Raw genomic sequence first — 20,204 nt, forward strand, 5'->3', positions numbered from 1 at the left:
TGTTTTATGCTTGGGGTTTAATCTAAACCAATCGTTCAAACTCTAAATGTACTGCTTGTATAGGGTATAGCTAAGCGGAAGTTCTCATTAATCATGGCTATTAGTATTGGCTACTGGCTAGTAACTGTCACGGTAAGGACGTCTGTATATTTGGATTCTGTTGCACGTTCCCAGTAAGGAGATGGTACTCTAATAGTAATTCTGGTATTGTCGCCAAGGCATCCCTCTGGGGTTGTGCGAGCATAAATACCGGGAATATGCCCGGATGCGTTGAGGTTTGTGAGCGCTCTCCCCTGTGCATTATTAGAAAAGCTGGCCATATAGGGCAATTCTTCTCTTATGCCGGTGAGCATAAACATTTCTTCTTGGAGGCTAGTGGTAATGCGCCCGCTATTACCAGCGATGATGCCGCTGCTACTGGAAAGGGAGATGGCGTAATGGCTAAAGCCGTTGCCAACAACGCAAAAATCTTCATGACCAACTATATCCTGTCCCGGTGAGATTCCTGTATCACTAAGAAATATATTGTCGAGTTGCAGGATCTTGATTGTTGGTTCAATTGTTAGTTCTATGGAAAAATTAATTTCCTCAGCTTTGCCTGATTCCTCTTGAATAGCCTGCAATTGAAAATTCCCTCGGTAACTGCTGGAGGTGAAGTTTCTATTCCCAACTAACTTTACTTTAAGGTCAGCATTGAAATCGCTTATGCTGCCGGGTATGTCCTGATAAGTTTTACCAGGGCGAAAAGTAAAGTATTTACGATGAGGGGCAGATAAAGCTAAAGATAAATCTACGGTATCACCATTATCGGCGTATAACCTATAATAACCCTCATGCTCTGGCTGAATCTCCAGTGAAAAAGGTGAGGCTGCCCCGAGTTCCTGGCTGAGGAATGTGAAGCTAATATTCTGCTGTTGTGCTTGGTTGTTGATCGTGTGCCATCCAGAGAGATTGCAGATGCGCAGGTAAGTGTCACCTTGGCAGCTGGCAAGGCTGCTATTTGGCAGATAGAGAAGAAAAATTAGTATAAGAAAATTTTTAATAAACTTTCTTGATTTTTTATTGGGTGTCATTTGTTTTAGCAGTCTGTGAGATTTGACAGTTGGCTGAACTTTCATCAATAACCCCGAGGTTTAACCAGTCTTCACTGGACTCCACAACCTCAACTTTGGCATTACAATCAAGCCAGGTGACTTCGAGATGTGAAGGGGGCTCGTCAGAAAGAGGTATTTCCAATTGAAAAACACCAAAGCTATCTGTGAGTGTTGACTCTCCTTCAATGGAAACTAACACATTGTCTAAGCCCTGCCCCTTAGCCATAACTCGACCTATGGTCAGATAGACAGGTTGAATCTTGTAAGTAGCGGTGGTCACACTGCCAGGATAAAGCGTCACTTGATCCGTGTTTTCACGGTAGTGAAAGAAACCATCCCCTAGTGGGCGAAGTGATATATTGTAGCTTTGAAATGGACGAAGATTAATCACGGACTTTTTCTCGCCTTTCGCATAGCCATGGCGGTTACCGTCGATTAATACTTCAAAGTTTTCCCGTTGGCTGCCTTCTATATCTACAATGATGGCACTTTCCAGTGAGTGTTCGCCGCCCCATGCCATATGGTCCTTTGTGGCAATGATATTGGTGTTAAAACTGCCAATATAATTTGTAGAGCGGCTATTGTTAACGTCACTATGACTAATGGTGGAGCTGATAAAACCATAATGACCGGAAAGTCGGCTATAACTTCTTAAATAGTAATCTTCCGGTGTTGCTTCTATAGTGAAATCCTGATTTACCTCTGCTGCCCAGCGGTCGGCATCACGCCAGCGGGAGTTGACTTCGAAATATTGGTTATTACCGGAACTTTGCTGGTTTTCTCCACGAAAACTGATTGAATTCTGCCAATTTTTATTATTATGAAGAAGCTCAATACTCAGCAGCGTAAATTTTTCACCGTCAGCATCACTGTAAGATAGATTTGCCGTGGCCTGCCACTTTCTTCCGCGAAATATATTCCTGCGATATTCCAAAGTTCTTAGCTCTTGGGCTTCACTAAGTTGATTGTCCAAAGAGAGTGAATCGGTATAACTTCTGGGAGAGCGGTCGCGCTTACTACGCCTTATACTCAGGTTACCTCCAAAGAGTGGGGCCCTCAGGCTAATATTATTTTGAGATAGTCTATTGCTTAGCAGGGTGTATCTATCGGGCTTTAAATCAATTCTCTGTTCATCAATCTTGATCCGATAGGCGCTCAACATTGCATAAGGTGTTTTTATCAGAGCCTGTAATTTATAGGCATCAATACCATTAGACTCTTTAGCAAATGAGGGAGAGAGTTCTAAATAAGAGCTTACCCAGCGGCCACCAACCTCCATGAATTGCTGACCTTCTGTGGCTGCTAGTGTAGAGAAAACGCCAAAATTTTTTGAAAGGCGGCGGGCAATATATCCTTGCAGTAACTCTTGCTGATAATGATCCGGCATTCCGGAGGATATTTCAGGTTTTACTGGCATTCCTCCCTGCAGGCTCCAGCGCCACTCACCTGGTGCGGGGAGTTGTGAATCCTTGGTAAAAAATTCAGTAGTATTATTGATTAATCTGCCAGCTTCGTCGTAAATACGAATTTCTATGTTGTAAGCGCCATGTGGTAAGGTGGTGGTATCCAGTAAGTGATTTCCAGCTTCCATCAAATCGGAGTGAATCATACGACCATCTCGGTACAGTTCCACCCGGCCACGCACTGGCATGTTTATTTCTACCAGGGCGGAGTGTTGATAACCGATGTCTGTGCGGCTGTACTGAGAGTCACGGAGCTCAAATCCGTAGAGACGGTGTAATGATTGGAAAGTGCTGAAATTTCCTTTTGGTTGCAGTAATCCCAGGCTATAGGCTTTTCCGCGGAAGTCCCTTTCCCAATGCAGGCTACTGACACGGGTACCAATTTCGTTGGCTGTGTACCAATCCCCGTAAATAGCGCTCTCACCAAATCCAATAATGCTGGTAGCAGATAAAGTAGTTTGTGTGTTGCTGTCTACTTCATCGCTTTGTGCTCCCGACCAGGAACCACTGATATTTTGCACAATGGAAAAACTATTGCTGGCTGGGGGCAAGTATCGGTCGGTCAGGGCCTCTTGTTGAGGAAGTAGCTCTGGTGAGAAAAAAACATCCAGTCGATACCTCTCTTCGTCATAGATTACTGCGAAGTATTCTGGATTTATAAATCCACAATCTGTTTGGGAGTTATCACGACAAATTCGCTCACTATTTTTTTCCAGTGAAGCCTGTAATGAAAGCAGCAGGCGCTCGGGGTTTAGGCTGACAGGGAGAAGCTTGATAGCCTCCTCAGGTTCTACAAAACGCACGAATTCAGGCTCGGCAATAATTAGCGCCGAGCCCAAACTGCGCCCGCCATAGTACAGGTCTGCCACAATCCTTTGGGGCTTGGTTAGATCTGCAAAACCTGCAGGTACATCTGTGCTTACGAGATGCATTGGTTCTGTTGATACTGCAGTTGTATGCCAGAGCCATAGCGGTAAGAGCATCCAGGGAAACTTCCCGACGTTGCTTTTATTTACCATTACCATAGGGAGGTTGTTCCCTGACCAAAATTATATTTTATTATTTCTATTGGTTATTCTGACGTAACTGTCACTGTCAAAACGTCGGTATATATAGTGCCGCTTAAAACATTGGGATTTTCCCAATTTGCATTTGGAATTAATACTTCAAAGGTGGAGTTATCTGGAGCTCCATTACAGTTGCCAGGATTTTGAAGAATTTGTCCGTTCAGGGCTACACCTTCATTTGTTGGAGAAAAGCTTCCTCCCGAAACATTTCTAAAGCTAACTTGGTAGGGGATATCCGTGGAGCCATTACTTAGTATGTATGCCCCGTCTCCATTGAGGCTGTCAAATTGAATCTCGAAGTTTGTGAATCCTATGCCTCGAATACAAAAATCCACCCAGCCCTCGGCATCAGTACTTGGGGCGGGGTCTTCAAAGGTGAGGTTTTCGAGGCCATTTATATCAATCGACTCATTAAACTTTAGCATTATTTCTGTATTGGCCTGATCAGTGGCTGCTAGGGCAAATTGTGCCCCAACGATGGATATAGCAGCCATCGCCACAGGGATGACACAACCTCTTAACATGTGCTTCATTATTGGTGTCCTTTTGTTAAGTGTGAGCGGAGAAGGGTATAGTTGATCTTGCGGCTAAAAGAATAGGGAAAATTTCCCAGTGGGTCGGTAGAAATTAGTGATAATTTCTTATTTATGGATAAATAGTGCGCCTGAATTGTCGTAATATTTGTTTGCCTGGATTTGTGGGGTTTTTAGAGTATTTAAAATGCCGTTTTACATGAAACAAGAGTTCTTATGCGGCGCCCATGGAATTTGAGATAGGTGTTAGCAGAGCGATTCCCATAGAAACGCTAATGAGGGAGGTGTATAAGAGTTTTGAAGGATTAGCGCCAGCTAATGGAGTTTTTTTGGTTGGCGTAATTATTTTAATTAATACTAAAGTTGTTTTACAAAGCTGGCGGTCAATAAGAAGTTGTAAAAGTTATTATTGGCTACTAACCGTAATTGTCAGTACATCAGTATATACAGGTTCCCCAGCCTGTTCCCAATCTGAGGGAGCAACTGAGATATATACTCTGGCGTTATCAATAGTACAAGCTTCATCTGACTGTCTAGTAAATGACCCCGGGATATCACCCTGACTATTAGGGCTGTTGAACGTGTTGTTGTTTAACGTATTACTAAAGCCGACTGAATAGGCAATTTTTTCATTAACACCTTTAAGAGAAAAAGGCTGAATTCCAGTTCCACCTGTGTTTCCATTGCCACTAGATAGATTTACGGTATAGCGGTCAAACCCAATGCCGCCAATACAGAAATCTTCCTGTCCCTCAATCGCCTGGCCGAAGGAAATACCCGAGTTGCTGAGATTAATATCCCCCAGGTTACGAATTGCAATACGAGGCTCTACCTGCAAAACAATATCAAATTCTACTGTTTCGCTATCAACTAGGAAAATAAGGAAGTACTGCTCTAGGGTGACTTGAAAACTACCGCTATAGCGATTGGAGGAGGGCGTTTTCGAATCGTCAATGTCCAAGGTTAAGGAGGCGTTGACATCATTGCTACTACCATTAAAGGGGCCAGCAAGATTATTCAGTGTGAGTAGCTGTGCATCACTATTGCTGGGGTTTAAAGTAAAGGAGATATCCAAAATGTCGCCATTGTCGGCAGTTAGAGAGTAAGTGCTACCACTTAAAGGAGTGAGCTCCACGTAGTAAGCTAGGGCGCGGCTACTGAATGCGCTGCGACTGCGCAAGGTGAAGGGAACTTCTTTGCTATTGGACTGGTAATTTAGGGTGTGTGTGCCGCCTAGATTACAGGTGCGCAAGCTGTCATTGCTGGAGCAGCTTTGTGCCTTGGCCGGATTATGACAATGTAAAAAAAGAACACCCAGCCATAGGAGTTTTCCAATTAAGTGTTTAATGCTGCGCACTGGTTAACCCCGCAGTAGTTTCGATGTGGCAGTTGGCCTTGGATTGTTCAATGCTGCCTAGATTCAACCAGCTATCCCCAGAAGACAGGATATTTATGGGAACCTGACAGTGATCCCAAGTTAATGCTTGAGTAAGCAGGCTCTTCTTGTTGGTATTTATGCCTAGTTGGAAAACGCCGTACCGATCGGTGGTGGTACTGTGTTCACCGATAAATAATCGGGTGTTAGGCAGCCCCTCACCCATATCGGTTAGACGCCCCAAAATAAGCAGCTGTTGCTCTATCTGATAAGTTGTGGAATTAACATTACCGGGGTATAGGGTGAAGGTTTTACTCTGTTCGCGGTAATCAAAGAAACCATTATCCAATGGGCGCAGGGACAGGTCATAACTCTGAAATGCCGGCAAGTTGATTACAGACCTATCACCGCCTTTGGCATAGCCACGCCGGTTGCCATCAACTAATACTTCAAAATTCTGTTGGTCGCTGCCATCGATTTCAATAACTACCGCACTTTCTAGTGCGCGTTCACCACCCCAGGCGAAGGTATTTTCTGCAACAATTAGGTTAGTACTGAAGCCACCCAGATAATTGAAAGCCTTGCTATGGTTAACGTTATTAAAGCTGAGAGTGCTGTTTAAATATCCGAAGTGGCCGGCGAGATGGCTGTTGCTCTCAAGATAACGACCATGAGTCCTTTTTTCTGCAGTGATTTGTTGCTCAAATTCCGCTGCCCATAGGTCCCTATCGTGCCAGCGACTCTCCAGGAGCAAGCGCTGTTCGTGATCGCTGTGATTACTGCGCTCACTGTGTAGATTGGCGCTGTGCTGCCAGTGTTTGGCGCGGCGTTGGAGTTCTATCTCCAGGCCAGTATATTGCTGCCCGTCGGCCTTATGGTGTGAGAAAGTGGCACTGCCCAGCCACTTAGCACTTTGTAAGAAGTTGCGTTTGAAGGATAGGCTGGTGAGCTTACTCGCATTATCTAATTTGTCGACTTGCTCTCCGGGCAACAAGCGATACCCGCTGTCTCGCTCACGCAAGCGCAGAGAGAGTTGCCCTCCCAGTAGATTGCTCTGTAGAGCCAGGCTGCGCTGCGAGTAACCTAGTGGTAGCAGTTGCAGACCCTTGGTTTGATCAAAATCGGCAGCGTCATCCAGCCTGGTATCAATAGCACTCAGTGTGGCGAATGGGGTTTTCAACAGCGCCTGAACCCTGTGACCACTGCGCCCATCCTTGTTAGTCACTATGCTCGGCGAAACTTCGAAGAAGCCACCTATCCAGCGGGCGCCAATCTCGTAAAGTTGTTGCTCACGGGTTGAGGCTGCCGAGGCAAAGAACCCCAGATTGCCACTTAAGCGTCGAGCTATAGATCCCTGAGCCAGCACATCCTGGTAGCGCTCGGGTAGCGTCTGATAGTTACTGTAATTGTGCGCGGGTTGCCCTGCATAAAAATTCCAGGACCATTCCCCTGGGGCCGGTAGCAGGGAGTCTTTGGTAAAGAACTCTGAGTGGCTGTGCAGCGAGCGCCCCATTTCATCAAAAGTTCGCACCTCAATTTCGTAGGAACCATGCGGCAGGGTGCTGGTGTTTAGCAACCGGTTACCGGCCTCCAGCATTTCTGTGTGGATCAGCCGCTGATCCCGGTAAATTTCCACACGCCCGCGTACCGGCATATTGATTTCCAGTGGGCTGCCCTGCCGATATTTAATGTCTGTACGGCTGAGCTGGGAGCTGCGCATCTCTAACCCATACAGGCTGCTGTGGTTACCGAAATAGTGCCAGCCCCCTTGGGGTTGTAGTAAGCCAATCGAATAGGCTCTTCCACGATAATCCCTGGACCAATGTAGGGCACTAATCTGATTGTGCTGCGCAGTGGCAGCTGACCACTGGGCGTGAAGGGCGCTCTCGCCAAAGCTGATAATGGTGTTGCCATTCAAAGTGGCGTTATGACTGTTTTCACCGAGATTACTCTCCACACCACTCCAGGCGCCACTGAGGTTTTGAACAATGGAAAATTCACTGGTGGAGGCCGGGAGATAGGGATCGCTGATGGCGGCTTCTTGTGGCAGTAACTTTGCGGAGAAAAATAAATCGAGCCGATAGCGGTTTTCATCGTAAATGACCGCCACCTGCTCAGGCACTAGATAGCCACACTTTCGCTGCCAGCTTGAACGACAGAGATACTGTGAATTTCTGGGCAAAGGATCGGCCAACGCCGCTATTACGGTCTCTCTATCTAATAATTCAGGTAGAAGAGGGAGCAATTGCTCTGGCTCGTCGAATTGGATATGGGTGGGGTCAACAGTAATTGGCGCTGCGCCTATTTGGCGGCCGCCATAGTAGAGGTCTACCAATAACTGCTGTGGTTCGGTCAGTGAATCAAACCCTTCCGGTGCAGAGGTCTCCAGCAGAAAAGTGGCTGCTGTTGTTGCAAAGCTATCGGCGTGAATGGCCTGCGCCAGACAAAATGCCAGCGCATGCCATTGGTTAAGACGTCCTGCCATAAACTGCGATGGGTTTGGCTGGAAATCCTATCCGGCCACGCCACAAAATTATTCTGAGGCTACAGTGATCAGCAGCGTATCGGTGTAGCTGGTGCCATCCAGCACATCGTTGGTCTGCCAGGCGCTATTGGCAACAGTGATTTGGAATCTGGCATTGTCGGAACCGCTGCAAGAAGCGGCGTTACGATCTAGTCCAGTTAGTGGCTCACCCTCATTAACCACAGTAAAGGGACCGTTAGTGCTGTTGTCGAAGCCGACGCTGTAGGGAACGTCTAGGCCGTTGCCGGAGAGGCTGAAAGCCGTATCGTTATTGCCATCATTGCTTTCAAAGGTAATGCTAAAGGTGGGAAAACCAAAACCGCCGATACAAAAGGCATCACTGGCAACGGCATCGGTCCCCAGGGCAGGGTCGGTAATTGTGATATCGCCGACATCGGCAATTACAATGCTCGGGTTAAAGGTAAGGGTGATATCACTACTGGCACTATTGGTGGCTGCCATGGTGGCGGCCGAAGCGCTGAAAAGCATGCCTGCTGCGAGAGCAGAGGCCAGTGAACGAACTACATTTTTGTGCATGGCGTATCTTCCTGAGCCGTTGGTTATCGTTCTGTGAAAAGCCGCTCGCGAAGATCCTGCACTTGTCAGGGGTAATGCGTTAGTCAAGCTATTCCATCTTTATGGCGGGGATCATACTTTTTTTGTGATTCAAGTCACGTCATTTACGGGTAATTTTCGATTTATGGCGCCTAAAAGATCTTATTAGCGACCAGCTTGTATCTGTGCCCGACGCGCGGCCAGCGCTATAATCCCGCGCCTTTAGAGTCCTTTATTTATCTTCAACCAGGTTTGTCATGACCGTAAGAACCCGAATCGCACCGTCTCCAACCGGTGATCCCCACGTTGGTACCGCCTATATTGCCCTGTTTAATCAGTGTTTTGCCCGCGCCCAGGGCGGCCAGTTTGTGTTGCGTATCGAAGATACTGACCAGCAGCGCAGCACCCCGGAATCCGAGCAGGCGATTCTCGATAGCCTGCGTTGGCTCGGATTGGACTGGCAGGAAGGTCCAGACGTAGGCGGTCCCCACGGCCCCTATCGGCAGAGTGAGCGCGGTGATATCTACAAAACTTACTGCGATAAACTGGTGCAGAAAGGCCATGCCTTTCACTGTTACCGCACCGCCGAAGAGCTGGAGCAGCTGCGTGAAGAACTGCGCGAAGCCGGCCGCACCTCACTGAAGCCCAGTGACCTGGCGCTGTCGGAAGAGGAAGTAGAGAAGCGTCGCGCCGCCGGAGCCCCCTATGTAGTGCGCATGAACGTACCGGAGAGCGGTACCTGTGTAGTGGAGGATCTGCTGCGAGGTACTATTGAGATCGACTGGGCCCAGGTCGATGCGCAGATTCTGCTCAAGTCCGATGGCATGCCCACTTACCACCTGGCCAACGTGGTGGATGATCACCTGATGGAGATCACCCATGTGCTGCGCGGTGAGGAATGGATTAACTCCGCACCCAAGCACCAGTTGTTATATGAATACTTCGGTTGGGAAATGCCGGTGCTCTGCCACCTGCCGCTGCTGCGCAACCCGGATAAAACTAAGCTGTCCAAGCGCAAAAATCCCACCTCTATTCTTTATTATCAGCGCGCCGGTTTTATGCCTGAAGCTCTGCTCAACTATCTGGGCCGTATGGGCTGGTCCATGCCGGATGAGCGCGAGAAGTTTTCTCTGGAGGAAATGCTTGAGCATTTCGATATCCACCGCGTTTCCTTGGGCGGTCCGGTGTTCGATGTAGAGAAACTGTCCTGGCTGAACGGCTTGTGGATTCGCGAGTTGGAAAATGAGCAGCTTGCCGACCGCCTTATGGACTGGATGTTTAACCGCGAGAATCTGCTCAAAGTACTGCCCCATGCCAAAGAGCGTATGGAGACTTTCGGCGATTTCGCACCGCTGGTGAGCTTCCTTGCCTCCGGTAAGCTGCCGCTCACCGAGGAGAGCTTCAGTGGCAATAAGTTGGAGCTGGATGAGCAGAAGAAATTGCTGCAATTCGCCTTGTGGCGTCTGGAAGCCCTGCGTGCCTGGGACCGCGACAGTATTTTCCAGGCAGTGAAGACGCTATCCTCGTCCATGGAGATTAAGCTCAAGGACTTCAACGCGCCCCTGTTTGTCGCCATCAGTGGTACCACCGCCTCCTTCTCTGTGATGGACGCCATGGTACTACTGGGCCCAGACCTCAGCCGCGCCCGCCTGCGCCAGGCCATCGACGCCCTGGGCGGCGCCGGGAAAAAAGTCCTCAAACGTTGGGAGAAAGAGTACGCCTCACTCTCCTAAGTACCCCACAGCCCCCGGCAGGGGGCTGTGCCGGCTAAGTTGCTAACTAATTGATTAAAAAGTTATTTTTTCTGTTGACAGGCGTCTAAACCTTGCTAAAATGCGCCTCGCTTTCAACGGAAACGTTAAGCAAAAAGGATTTGGGGCTATAGCTCAGCTGGGAGAGCGCAACACTGGCAGTGTTGAGGTCAGCGGTTCGATCCCGCTTAGCTCCACCAAATTTCCCTTGTCTATCAAGGGGTTGTGAGAAGAGGGTAATGATCTCTTATCCGGTGAGTAAAAACCGGACAAAACTCACAAGAAAGAAAAAAGGGCCTTTAGGCCCTTTTTTTTCGTCTGAAATTTTACCTTTTCACAAAAAATCCCTTTTAGTCACTCGCTTGCCTGGACAAATATTGATTTCTTCTCATGTGCAACATCAAGCTCTTTGCCTGGGTTAATTAGAATCAACAGCGTCTTCACTCACCCATTCACTGGTAGAGGTGCTATTCAGTTGATTTTTTAAGGGGGCTCAAGGTGTTCTATAGCAGCGAAAATACTTGCACATAACGAAGTTTCTATTGAATTAATTTTTTGCGCATTAAGGAAGATGGTATGAGTGGCAAAAAATCATTTTATTTAGAGCTTGCACGGTTGGGAGAGGTTTTGTCGTTAATACAAGTCCTTGCATATCATAAAGGCACGAGTAGAAGCGAAGAGGGGGTGGGGGGACAGCTTCAAAGAAAACCAGAATCAGCAGGTTCATGGATAGAGTTGGCAGAGGCTCACCCTGAACTATTTCGTGTTCGTGTAAAGGAAGGAAGAAGAAAGCTTGTAGCTTTAGTTTCTGGATAAGTTCTTTCGAGCGAAAAGCTGGACAGTGGAGAAAGCGTGTCGCCGGTGCGAGGGCCCGAATTATAGAGCCATGGCTTACATCTACAGAAAGGTGCTCCCTAACTTATTGGTTGAATTATGGGTAAAGTGTGTTTAAGAACGGGAAGTTGAGTCGGACGACTTGAGTCAGTGGCTCACTATCCCTGGTTGCTATTTAGACAGTGGTTTATAGCCTGCTGTAAATAAAGGCTTTTTTGTGGAGCTTGAAGCCTCCATCCCAGAAATAGTAGCCAAAAGGATAGTGAGCCCCTGACTCTTTAATAAGCGGTTAGAAAAAATTTTCATTCACAGAAAGAGGAAAGATAGATGTTTAATAGGTTGATAATTGTATTTCTTGGGGTTTTGTTTTTTTCAGGCTGTGCAACCCAAAGCAATCATATGACAAGAGTTACACCGGAATCCGTTGTAACAAAACCTGAAGACGGTAAGGCGTTGGTTCATTTCATGAGGCCTTCCAATTATGGCGGAGCAATTCAGTCGACGATTTATAATGACTCTAATTATCTAGGTACAGTATCAGCGCAAACAAGAGTTGCCTACCAAGCGGAACCGGGCAAGCATATGTTTATGGTAATTGGAGAAAATGCAGATTTTCTTGAAGCGAATCTTTTGGAAAATAAAACATACTATGTTTTGGTGTCGCCCAGAATGGGAGTATGGAAGGCTAGGTTTAGTTTAAATCCTGCAAGTGGAGACGTATCTCAACAACAGATTGATAGCTGGTACAATAGCACGGCTGAAGTTGTGCCTAACGAGACTGGTTTAAATTGGGCAAAAAACAAAGCAAGTGAAATTGAAAAATTGAAATCTAAGTATCTGCCTAAGTGGCAACAGAAAGCTGAAAATGATAAGCAGAGATTAAAGCCAGAAAGCGGCATATGATGTTTCTAGCTAAGTGTTGAACGTGGATCCAGCTACGTTCTACCAGCATGTGGCTCGCTTTCGCTCACGTTGCCACACGCTGGTTTCGCTACACTGGGCCAGTTAACACGGCGTTAGTAGTGATACCAAAAATAAATTAGCCTAAACTTAGATGTTATATATACTAAAAAAATTCTACATTTGATCTCTCTAGCTTCTTTTGCGGGCCTTCTGCTCGCATGCAGCGGCGGAGATAGTTCTGATCCAGTAGAGATGCCCGCTGAAATAGAAAGCTTTACCTCCTCCGAAATACTTTCAATTGGTCCTCCTTCTTTTGAAGTTGTTGTACGATTTTCACAGAACGTATCGCGAGAAGACGCTCTCGATATAGGAGTAAAAGTTGTGGTGGCTACCGATGGAGCTGGTGATATTATGGGGCAGGACTTTGCCCTATTTTATAATATGGATTGTCCAAGCGGCTATGAAGATTGCGATCAGACAGATTACTTCTTTACCTGGAGCTATGGAGATATTATAGGCTGGTGCTGCACTCTTAGAGGGCGCGACCTTTCGTATGAACTCACGAATGTAGATGGGTACTTACAATTAACTATGAGCTATCATGGAAAATTTACTAAGAGCACATTTGATAATCTCGTTAGCGGTAACATCTTAACAAATGTAGAAGCAATTCTTTTCTCTGGGCCAAATAAAGAAACTGTTTTATCAAGGGACTACTACCCGCTGGTGAATGAGTTTACTGATCAACTTGGAGAGTTGAATGATAATATCCGTGATTATGATGGTTCCTCAGGTTTAATTGATATTCAAAGTATTACTATCACTAATTATTTGGCTCCCTAAATTCGTCAAAGGTACTAACAAATTAAGGAAGCGGGACGCCGTAACTAGCCCCCTTCTTGAGGCGTTAAGCATTCATAAAGAACTATGGAAATATTAAAGGTATTATTTCTTTTTATAGCTACTGCCATAGCGGAAATTGTGGGCTGTTATCTCCCATACCTTTGGTTGCGTCAAGGTTATTCTATTTGGATGCTCGTTCCTGCTGCATTAAGCTTGGCATTGTTCGTTTGGTTGCTTACCTTACATCCACAAGCTGCAGGCCGTACATATGCAGCATATGGTGGCGTCTATGTTTCAGTCGCGCTACTTTGGCTTTGGGCAGTAGAATCAACTCGACCAGTGGTCACGGACTTTGTCGGTGTTATATTCTGCCTAATTGGGATGGCAATCATCATGCTTGGGCCACGTCATGCTTAAAAAGCGCACCTTGTTCGTCTCTATCGGGGCGGGACGGCTTACGGAACCTTCCCCCCTACATTGCGGCCGTTGCTGGCGGCGTTATGCCTCTTGAGAGGTAGTGATGTACAAGGAACCTTGGTCAGATATAAATGAATACGTTGAAAGTCATAGCAAGGCTTTACAGCGAGAGTTGTTTAAGGAACTCTCGAAAGATCATTGCTTGTATGGGATTGAGCTTCAAGCTCTCGCAAAGCGTGAAGACCAAGACGATATACTCTTAACTGACCAGAGTGCATTCTATATAGTTCATCTAACTTGGTCTGGTAAGGAGGAGGAAGCTCCTTATCCTAGAACAGAAAAGTTTAGTACGATGGAAGAGTTGCAGGTCAGACTAGATTCTGATTCGGAAGATTTTTAGAGGGCAAGAACAACCATACAAGGTAAGGCAGTGGACGCCGCATACGTGCCGCCCCTTCTCGCAATGTTATGTGTAATCCGAGGCAACAATGAGTAAGAGGATTAGGGGAATCTGTGTTGCGATATATATTGTTCTGGGAACTGTTAGTATTCATTTTCTTGGCGAAATATATGCTTCCAAAATAATGGAGGAACTGGCTAGGAATCCGTCGCCAGATTTGTATGCTAATAATCACGGGTTTCAATACGTAGCGTTCTGGGTTACATGTGGCATAGCCTTGTCATTCGCCCTAGTGCTATCAGCAATGATACTCAATAAGGTTCTGATTAGGCGACATGCCAAAAACACATAAAAAACGCTGTTGTCGCCATGCTCCACATGGCTAGGACAGCCTACACTGCCTTCTGGTTGCCCCAAAGCTGGTTGTTAAACATCGCTCAAAGTTATGGCTAATTTCGAAATAAGAAAAGTTGAGAAAAATGATATTCAAGTCGTTGTGAGCTTGCTGCAACAGCTAGGATATGAGCCATCCATTCAGGCAATTGAATCGCTGATATCAAATCCCATTTGCGATAGCTATGAAACGGTTGTTGGAATTTTAGACAAATCTGTCGTAAGCGTTATGTCTGTCATCTACTTTGACTATTTTCCTTCAGCTGAAAGGTTTTGCCGAATTACAGCCTTTGTCGTGGATTCAGATGTCAGGGGGTATGGTGTGGGTACAAGACTAATTGATTTCGCGCGAGATAATGCTGCCGCAAAAGGTTGTAGTACACTTGAAGTAACAACATCGCTCAAACGTGAGTCGACTCAACAGTTTTATGAAAGTATTGGTTTCACCAAAACTTCGTACAAGTATGTTCAAAAACTGAAAAGCAATGTTTAATAAGGCAAGCCAGAGGGACTTCCGCACTGCTTGCTCCAGCCCCTGCTGGCGACGTTATGTGTTGCGAGTATTTCGCGATGAAGGAGTCGAACTTTATGGATGAAAGACCAGTTAAGGCACAAGATTTACTCAAGGATGATGAGGATTACAAAACTATTAAAGGGGTAAGAGTAAGAAAAGGAACTATTGCTGCTACTATAAAAAATATTGCCAAGCTAGAAAGCGCAAACTCAGAACAACGGGCTGCTATTCTCGATGCTATTAAAGAAAATGCCCCTGCATTAGTTGCCCTTGATGTTCATCGATACTTCGAGTGTAGAAACAAGGAAGTAGAGAGAATCTTAGTAAAAGCAGCAATGAGTCTAAATGATAGTAAGAGCATATAATAAGTACCGGCAGTACGGCCCTACAGGCCCGGTCCCCAAAATCGTTGGACGAGTTTCCGCTCCTACTATAAGCGCTTAGTGCGATAAGTAGTAAAGAGTATTGTAAGTTGAATAGTTTAAGTACGTATACCTTACTGGTTTTTGCTCTGATTGTTGGAGCTTCTCTTGCATCACAAGCGGGGGTGAATTCACAGCTTCGTGTAGCTCTCCATACTCCCATCCAAGCGGCATTTATCTCTTTCTTGATAGGCACGCTCATACTAGGATCTATCTCACTTTTTCAAAGTGAAAGCTGGTTTACTAAAGAGTCAATTACTTCCATACCATGGTGGGCTTGGCTTGGTGGCGCTTTCGGAGCATTCAATATTGCAATGTCTGTATTTTTGGCTCCAAAGCTGGGAGCGCTAGTTTTGGCAATCTCTATTGTTTGTGGCCAAGTTATAGCGTCTCTAGTTCTAGATCATAACGGATGGCTTGGGTATCCCAAGATAGAGTTGTCAATTTCAAGGGTGTGTGGCGCGCTACTTATAGTAGCAGGTGTACTATTGGTGGCACGGCGGTAGGCATATAACAAGTTGCTGAAAAGTGGTTAGCTGTTCTTAAAATAATCCAGCTAAATCCCTGTGGTAGCTTCGAATACAGCAGGGTAATCAACGGTGAAAAGAGGATCTGCGCAAAGTGGTGCAGCTTCTCGCCTCTGTATACCTCCGTCATAGTATTCCCCACCGCCTTTATATTAACAGTTCAGATAATACGTATAATGGTGAAAAGCTATCTCGCTCTTGATTATCCAAATAAATACCATACATTTTGGTTACACTTTCGTATCTATATATAACACTTATATTTACTTGCTTACTTTTAGTCTATAAATTTCGAATTATGGACCTGTAAAGGACCAATAGAATGTTAAAACGTTTAACCGTGTCTATTCTCAGCCTCATAATGCTATTTGGCATATCCCTCATATCTTCCCAAGAAAATATAAATCGGTTTGTTTTTACTGCCATCCCGGACCAGGACCCGGTACGCTTACAAAAACGCTTTGGCAAAGTTGCTCAGTATTTATCTGATACGCTAGGGGTTGAAGTTAAGTACTTACCTGTGGAGACCTATAGCGATACGGTCGAAGCTTTTAGAAATAATAAAGTTCAATTGGCTTGGTTCGGTGGTTTTACTGGGGTGCAGGCTCGTATTGCGGATCCTGGCGCCAAAGCTATTGCTCAAGGTGAAGAAGATCAAAATTTCACTTCTTACTTTATTGCTAATAAAAGCACCGGACTCAAATCGTCAGAAGACTTTCCCCGTGGTATTGAGGGTATGACGTTTACTTTCGGTTCAGAACACTCTACTTCTGGACGACTAATGCCGGAATATTTTATCCGAAAGGCATTCGGTAAGTCTCCAGCCGATGTGTTTAGCCACGTTGGTTTTGGTGACCACCATTCCAATACCTTGGATCTTGTGCAGTCTGGGAAATATCAGGTTGGAGCCCTGAATCACAAAGTGTGGGAGAATGAAAAGAAAGCTGGCAAAGTGGATGAGAGTAAAGTACAAGTGATCTGGAAAACTCCTGGATATCCAGATTACAACTGGACAATTCGTGGAGATGTCGATGAGACCTGGGGTAATGGATTCACAGACAAGGTACAACAGGCGATTTTGAATATGCGAGATCCAAAACTACTTGCCGCATTTCCTCGTAAAGGGTTTATCAAAGCTGATAACTCAATGTACCAACCAATCGTGGAGATTGCCCACGAAACTGGCTTATTGAATAATGAATAAGCGATTTGGGTTCAAATTTTTCCTTCTGAACGGTGTATTGCTTACCTAAGAGGCCTCAGGGAGAGTCATAAAAAATCTTGGCTATTACAAGCTGAACCAATCAAAGAAGATACGCTACTTAGAGCCCAACAATAATATTGAAACTATTGGGCAGAATAGAGCTTAAGTAAATTTATTATAATTCTAACTAGTCCAGTTTAGGTGCTGGACCAGTATTTATCTTAGTGTTAAAAATTCCCCCTATTAAAACTCCCTTCCTATTGCTTGCCTATCCAAATAGATACTAATCTCTTCATAATCAATATCGTGTCCCGCTTGATAAGACTGAGTAACCCGCTCATCAGTATGCGCCATCAATTGCTGCACCGACTGCACGTCGTATCCCATTCGCTTAAACCGGTCTGAGGCCAGGCTAGGCACTTCGTGAAAGCTGGGTGGGGTTTGCTTATTCGGTAATCCAATATAGAGTCCAATAGCGTTACGAGCTTCTATAAACATATCGTTCAGTCGGCGGGCGCTTACCTGGCAAACATGCTCTTTAGTTTTTTCGGTGCGCCGTTGTTTAGGTGTGTGGCTCAGTATATAGGGGCAGCGGTAATTTCTTATGCCTGGCCATTTCCTAGCCAGACGACTGCGTTACCTGCTCTCAGCCTGCCAGCAGGTTTAGCTGGCTTATGAATTGGTCAAAGTTAACCGCATGTCGCTGCCCAGTTGGTAACACAGAAGGGATGATTCTATGTGGATGGCAGCTGTTGAAAATTGAATCTATGAAAGATTTGAGCCGTGCCTTTTATGTTATGGACACGCACTTTTTAGCAATCAAGAGTGTGAGGGTTTGACTTTATTGGGGGTAAGTATCAGTGGAGCCAGCTGTTAAGGTAGGAGCAGAGTATGAAAGAGCTATAAGATTTGATCCTCATATGCTCAAAACATGTTTCGAAGTTGCTCAGTTATTAGACGACTGTATTTGTACACTCATAATTTTGATAGTAGGCTGAGATGCTTTTGCAAGCTAGCGTGTGTTGTGCCCGCTCACTGCGAAACATGATCAAGTTCAGAGTGCTCGGCCTAGCCATCCCATGAAAACTGTACCAAAGTTTCAAGTCATTTTCGGAAATGAGTTGTGCCTGTAAATCTTGCTCCTTAATCGATAGGAGGATTTCCGTACTGATTACTTGCGGGCATATGAGGTCAGCATGACTTTTAAGTAGGTTGTGAGCGCTAACCAACTTCTAAAGCACTACCCTGCTCCCTTTCATATTTACATCTAGTACAAGTTCTATTTTCTAGGGGTATTCAGAGCAAGTCTTGGATGCTGGGTCATTCAGCTATTTTTTGGTAGCGATTTTGAAAAATTACCTTGCAAGTTTGGGGGTAAACCCTTAGGGGCTTACTCCTATCACATTTGTGGATGTGTATAAAATCAGCTCGATTCGTATAAAAATGATACTGTGTTTTCGTTATGGCTTTAGAGAGAGGTAAGTGCTCACAAAGTAAGTTAAGAGAGAGCTACTTGTTTGCCCATTGATGACAGGCACCAGACGCACATTGAGACTGGTTTTTAATCTGTGTAAGTTCTGCGACTTGTAAGAAAGCAAGTTATCAGATGGGGTTCACGTAATGGCGCGTAATTAATTTAGTGTGACGTAGATCAATCGCCGCGATAATATGCCGCGCTGACCAACAAGGCTGCTGATGTACTCAGGAGGAGTCATCATCATCTATTCCTGCAAGCTTTGAAGCTATCAGAAGTAGATGAGTGAAGTTCTACCAAGTATCACTCGGGTATTTGAAGTAAATCCTTCCAAATGGATTTGAAGTCATTATCCCAGTTTCACGTTTTAGATAGCGGGACTGGTTCACAGTTATTCAAGAAAAGCTGCTATGGGCCCAAAAACTTCGCGAACTGTCTGGCAGATCCAGCGGGATGTAATCTACGCACTGCTTGTGCGCGAAATGAAAACTAGGTTTGGCAAGTGGAAGTTGGGTTATGCCTGGGCTCTTTTGGAGCCCACCATGCATATCATGGTTTTGGCTGCGATCTTTAGTTTCATTGGGCGGGAATTTTATCCTGGGATTCCCACTGCGTTGTTCATGCTCGGTGGTATCGCTCCGTTTTTATTTTTTTCCCATTGCTTTGGTAAATCTATGGCTACGGTGGACTCTAACCGTGGTCTCTTCAACTATCGACAACTACGCCCCTTTGATGCCGTTTTGAGCCGAGTGATGTTGGAGTTTGCTATATACATAATAAGCATGGTTGGGCTATTAGGGATACTGGCTTGGGGTGGTATATCAGCAAAGTTTAATAACTTTCTACTGTTAGTTGCAGTAAACATTTTCTATCTTTGTTTCATATTCGGCATGAGTTTGGCGCTTTGTGTAGCAGGCGCGAAATATCCTGAGATTTCGAAGTTCGGATCCTTAATCCAGCGACCACTTTATTTTATGTCGGGAGTGTTTTTCTCCCTGGAACAGATACCTGAAAAATACCATCCATTTCTTGCCTGGAACCCTTTGTTACATGTGATTGAGTTAACCCGTGAGGGATTGTTCAGTAGTTATCACGGCATGTTTGCAGACTTGCCTTATCTGGCTTTCAGTTCGTTAGCAATGCTCGCTTTTGGTTTGTTGGCTTACCGCAGCCAGTGGAGAGATTTGGTACGCAGCAAGTGATCGAGTTAAGAAATCTGACTAAGTCCTTTCGAACGCCGAATGGTCGCAAAATGTTGTTTAAAGATGTGAATGCTATTTTCCCTGAAGGCAAGAATATTGGCATTCTTGGACGTAATGGTGCCGGCAAATCAACCCTGTTACGGATTATGGGCGGCATTGATTATCCCGATTATGGACAAGTCATTACCAACGAGCGCATATCCTGGCCTATGGGGCTTGCCAGTGGCTTCCAGGGTAGTATGACAGGCAGAGAGAATGCCGAGTTTATCTGCGGTATTCACGGGATTTGGGGAACTGCTAGGCAAAAGGTATTAGATAGAGTTCAGGATTTTGCAGAAATTGGTAATTATTTTAATGCACCGGTTAAGTCTTACTCTTCTGGTATGCGCTCCCGCTTAGCGTTCGGCCTAAGTATTTCTGTAGATTTTGATTGTTACTTAGTAGATGAAGTGATGTCGGTTGGCGATGCACATTTCAAACACAAATGTGAGCAGATTATCGCGGAGAGACGTAAATCAGCCAATTTTATTATTGTGGCCCATGCAATGCAGCAACTGAAAAAGAACTGCGATGTTGGTATCTATCTCGGGCCGGAAGGGTTACAGATATACGATACCGTAGAAGAGGCTATAGAGGTTTATCAGCAGGGAATCCCCAAGCCCAAGGTGCAACTACAGAACAGGGCCGCACAGGCACTTAAGGCATAGAC

Annotated in this window: 19 protein-coding genes and 1 tRNA gene; 13 read left to right on the forward strand and 7 right to left on the reverse strand. The window is 45.5% G+C overall.

Annotation, left to right across the window (positions count from 1 at the left end):
* Positions 1-110 precede the first annotated feature (110 nt).
* From MJO52_RS04230 to MJO52_RS04255, 6 genes are all read right to left on the reverse strand, one after another.
* A complete protein-coding gene (locus MJO52_RS04230) occupies positions 111-1,118 on the reverse strand; it encodes a hypothetical protein (RefSeq protein WP_252084705.1) in 1,008 nt (335 codons plus the stop codon).
* On the reverse strand, positions 1,060-3,489 hold the full coding sequence (locus tag MJO52_RS04235) for a TcfC E-set like domain-containing protein (protein ID WP_252084706.1): 2,430 nt from the start codon (positions 3,487-3,489) through the stop codon (positions 1,060-1,062). The genes MJO52_RS04230 and MJO52_RS04235 overlap by 59 nt, the downstream gene beginning before the upstream one ends.
* A 140-nt stretch (positions 3,490-3,629) precedes the next feature.
* Positions 3,630-4,157 carry a hypothetical protein gene (locus tag MJO52_RS04240; protein ID WP_252084707.1) on the reverse strand — a complete coding sequence of 176 codons (528 nt, stop codon included), beginning with the start codon at positions 4,155-4,157 and terminating at the stop codon, positions 3,630-3,632.
* Between the two features lie 406 nt (positions 4,158-4,563).
* Positions 4,564-5,514 (reverse strand): hypothetical protein, encoded by a 951-nt coding sequence (locus MJO52_RS04245; protein ID WP_252084708.1) that lies wholly within the window; start codon positions 5,512-5,514, stop codon positions 4,564-4,566.
* A complete protein-coding gene (locus MJO52_RS04250) occupies positions 5,501-8,017 on the reverse strand; it encodes a TcfC E-set like domain-containing protein (RefSeq protein WP_252084709.1) in 2,517 nt (838 codons plus the stop codon). The genes MJO52_RS04245 and MJO52_RS04250 overlap by 14 nt, the downstream gene beginning before the upstream one ends.
* Before the next feature lie 48 nt (positions 8,018-8,065).
* Positions 8,066-8,593, reverse strand: a complete 528-nt coding sequence (locus MJO52_RS04255) for a hypothetical protein (protein WP_252084710.1) — start codon at positions 8,591-8,593, stop codon at positions 8,066-8,068.
* Between the two features lie 275 nt (positions 8,594-8,868).
* On the opposite strand from MJO52_RS04255, the gene gltX reads away from it, so the two are divergent.
* From gltX to MJO52_RS04305, 11 genes are all read left to right on the forward strand, one after another.
* Positions 8,869-10,344, forward strand: a complete 1,476-nt coding sequence (gene gltX, locus MJO52_RS04260) for a glutamate--tRNA ligase (protein ID WP_252084711.1) — start codon at positions 8,869-8,871, stop codon at positions 10,342-10,344.
* 142 nt (positions 10,345-10,486) lie between these two features.
* Positions 10,487-10,562: transfer RNA gene (locus tag MJO52_RS04265), tRNA-Ala, on the forward strand.
* Positions 10,563-10,938: 376 nt separating this feature from the next.
* Positions 10,939-11,178 (forward strand): hypothetical protein, encoded by a 240-nt coding sequence (locus MJO52_RS04270; RefSeq protein ID WP_252084712.1) that lies wholly within the window; start codon positions 10,939-10,941, stop codon positions 11,176-11,178.
* 345 nt (positions 11,179-11,523) lie between these two features.
* The gene (locus MJO52_RS04275) at positions 11,524-12,099 is read left to right on the forward strand and encodes a hypothetical protein (RefSeq protein WP_252084713.1); all 576 of its coding nucleotides are present in this window, start codon (positions 11,524-11,526) and stop codon (positions 12,097-12,099) included.
* A gap of 252 nt (positions 12,100-12,351) precedes the next feature.
* Complete coding sequence (locus MJO52_RS04280; RefSeq protein ID WP_252084714.1) at positions 12,352-12,942, forward strand: hypothetical protein; 591 nt, start codon at positions 12,352-12,354, stop codon at positions 12,940-12,942.
* 84 nt (positions 12,943-13,026) lie between these two features.
* Positions 13,027-13,359, forward strand: coding sequence for a YnfA family protein (locus MJO52_RS04285; protein WP_252084715.1), 333 nt, complete (start codon positions 13,027-13,029; stop codon positions 13,357-13,359).
* A 103-nt stretch (positions 13,360-13,462) separates the two neighbouring features.
* Positions 13,463-13,759, forward strand: a complete 297-nt coding sequence (locus MJO52_RS04290; protein WP_252084716.1) for a hypothetical protein — start codon at positions 13,463-13,465, stop codon at positions 13,757-13,759.
* A 445-nt stretch (positions 13,760-14,204) separates the two neighbouring features.
* Complete coding sequence (locus tag MJO52_RS04295) at positions 14,205-14,645, forward strand: GNAT family N-acetyltransferase (RefSeq protein WP_252084717.1); 441 nt, start codon at positions 14,205-14,207, stop codon at positions 14,643-14,645.
* Positions 14,646-14,740: 95 nt separating this feature from the next.
* Positions 14,741-15,031 carry a hypothetical protein gene (locus tag MJO52_RS04300; RefSeq protein WP_252084718.1) on the forward strand — a complete coding sequence of 97 codons (291 nt, stop codon included), beginning with the start codon at positions 14,741-14,743 and terminating at the stop codon, positions 15,029-15,031.
* 107 nt (positions 15,032-15,138) lie between these two features.
* Positions 15,139-15,594, forward strand: a complete 456-nt coding sequence (locus MJO52_RS21365; protein ID WP_353505464.1) for a DMT family transporter — start codon at positions 15,139-15,141, stop codon at positions 15,592-15,594.
* Positions 15,595-15,937: 343 nt separating this feature from the next.
* The gene (locus MJO52_RS04305; protein WP_252084719.1) at positions 15,938-16,819 is read left to right on the forward strand and encodes a putative selenate ABC transporter substrate-binding protein; all 882 of its coding nucleotides are present in this window, start codon (positions 15,938-15,940) and stop codon (positions 16,817-16,819) included.
* 243 nt (positions 16,820-17,062) lie between these two features.
* Here MJO52_RS04305 and MJO52_RS04310 read toward each other — a convergent pair whose 3' ends face one another.
* Positions 17,063-17,317, reverse strand: a complete 255-nt coding sequence (locus MJO52_RS04310; protein ID WP_252084720.1) for a site-specific integrase — start codon at positions 17,315-17,317, stop codon at positions 17,063-17,065.
* 1,386 nt (positions 17,318-18,703) lie between these two features.
* On the opposite strand from MJO52_RS04310, the gene MJO52_RS04315 reads away from it, so the two are divergent.
* Together MJO52_RS04315 and MJO52_RS04320 are read left to right on the forward strand one after the other, a co-directional pair.
* On the forward strand, positions 18,704-19,495 hold the full coding sequence (locus MJO52_RS04315; RefSeq protein WP_286037003.1) for an ABC transporter permease: 792 nt from the start codon (positions 18,704-18,706) through the stop codon (positions 19,493-19,495).
* Complete coding sequence (locus MJO52_RS04320; RefSeq protein WP_252084721.1) at positions 19,492-20,202, forward strand: ABC transporter ATP-binding protein; 711 nt, start codon at positions 19,492-19,494, stop codon at positions 20,200-20,202. Before MJO52_RS04315 ends, MJO52_RS04320 begins: the two co-directional genes overlap by 4 nt.
* The last annotated feature ends 2 nt before the right edge of the window (positions 20,203-20,204 follow it).

It is taken from the genome of Microbulbifer variabilis, assembly GCF_023716485.1.
GTDB lineage: Bacteria > Pseudomonadota > Gammaproteobacteria > Pseudomonadales > Cellvibrionaceae > Microbulbifer > Microbulbifer variabilis_B.

Bases quoted from the DNA above. Each gene is read 5' to 3' on its own strand.
- MJO52_RS04310 (WP_252084720.1), bottom strand. From the start codon at position 17,317: ATGTTTATAGAAGCTCGTAACGCTATTGGACTCTATATTGGATTACCG.
- MJO52_RS04270 (WP_252084712.1), top strand. From the start codon at position 10,939: ATGAGTGGCAAAAAATCATTTTATTTAGAGCTTGCACGGTTGGGAGAG.
- MJO52_RS04240 (WP_252084707.1), bottom strand. From the start codon at position 4,157: ATGAAGCACATGTTAAGAGGTTGTGTCATCCCTGTGGCGATGGCTGCT.
- MJO52_RS04285 (WP_252084715.1), top strand. From the start codon at position 13,027: ATGGAAATATTAAAGGTATTATTTCTTTTTATAGCTACTGCCATAGCG.
- gltX (WP_252084711.1), top strand. From the start codon at position 8,869: ATGACCGTAAGAACCCGAATCGCACCGTCTCCAACCGGTGATCCCCAC.
- MJO52_RS04295 (WP_252084717.1), top strand. From the start codon at position 14,205: ATGGCTAATTTCGAAATAAGAAAAGTTGAGAAAAATGATATTCAAGTC.
- MJO52_RS04255 (WP_252084710.1), bottom strand. From the start codon at position 8,593: ATGCACAAAAATGTAGTTCGTTCACTGGCCTCTGCTCTCGCAGCAGGC.
- MJO52_RS04315 (WP_286037003.1), top strand. From the start codon at position 18,704: ATGGGCCCAAAAACTTCGCGAACTGTCTGGCAGATCCAGCGGGATGTA.
- MJO52_RS04300 (WP_252084718.1), top strand. From the start codon at position 14,741: ATGGATGAAAGACCAGTTAAGGCACAAGATTTACTCAAGGATGATGAG.
- MJO52_RS04280 (WP_252084714.1), top strand. From the start codon at position 12,352: ATGCCCGCTGAAATAGAAAGCTTTACCTCCTCCGAAATACTTTCAATT.
- MJO52_RS04290 (WP_252084716.1), top strand. From the start codon at position 13,463: ATGTACAAGGAACCTTGGTCAGATATAAATGAATACGTTGAAAGTCAT.
- MJO52_RS04235 (WP_252084706.1), bottom strand. From the start codon at position 3,489: ATGCATCTCGTAAGCACAGATGTACCTGCAGGTTTTGCAGATCTAACC.
- MJO52_RS04305 (WP_252084719.1), top strand. From the start codon at position 15,938: ATGTTAAAACGTTTAACCGTGTCTATTCTCAGCCTCATAATGCTATTT.
- MJO52_RS04275 (WP_252084713.1), top strand. From the start codon at position 11,524: ATGTTTAATAGGTTGATAATTGTATTTCTTGGGGTTTTGTTTTTTTCA.
- MJO52_RS04230 (WP_252084705.1), bottom strand. From the start codon at position 1,118: ATGAAAGTTCAGCCAACTGTCAAATCTCACAGACTGCTAAAACAAATG.
- MJO52_RS04250 (WP_252084709.1), bottom strand. From the start codon at position 8,017: ATGGCAGGACGTCTTAACCAATGGCATGCGCTGGCATTTTGTCTGGCG.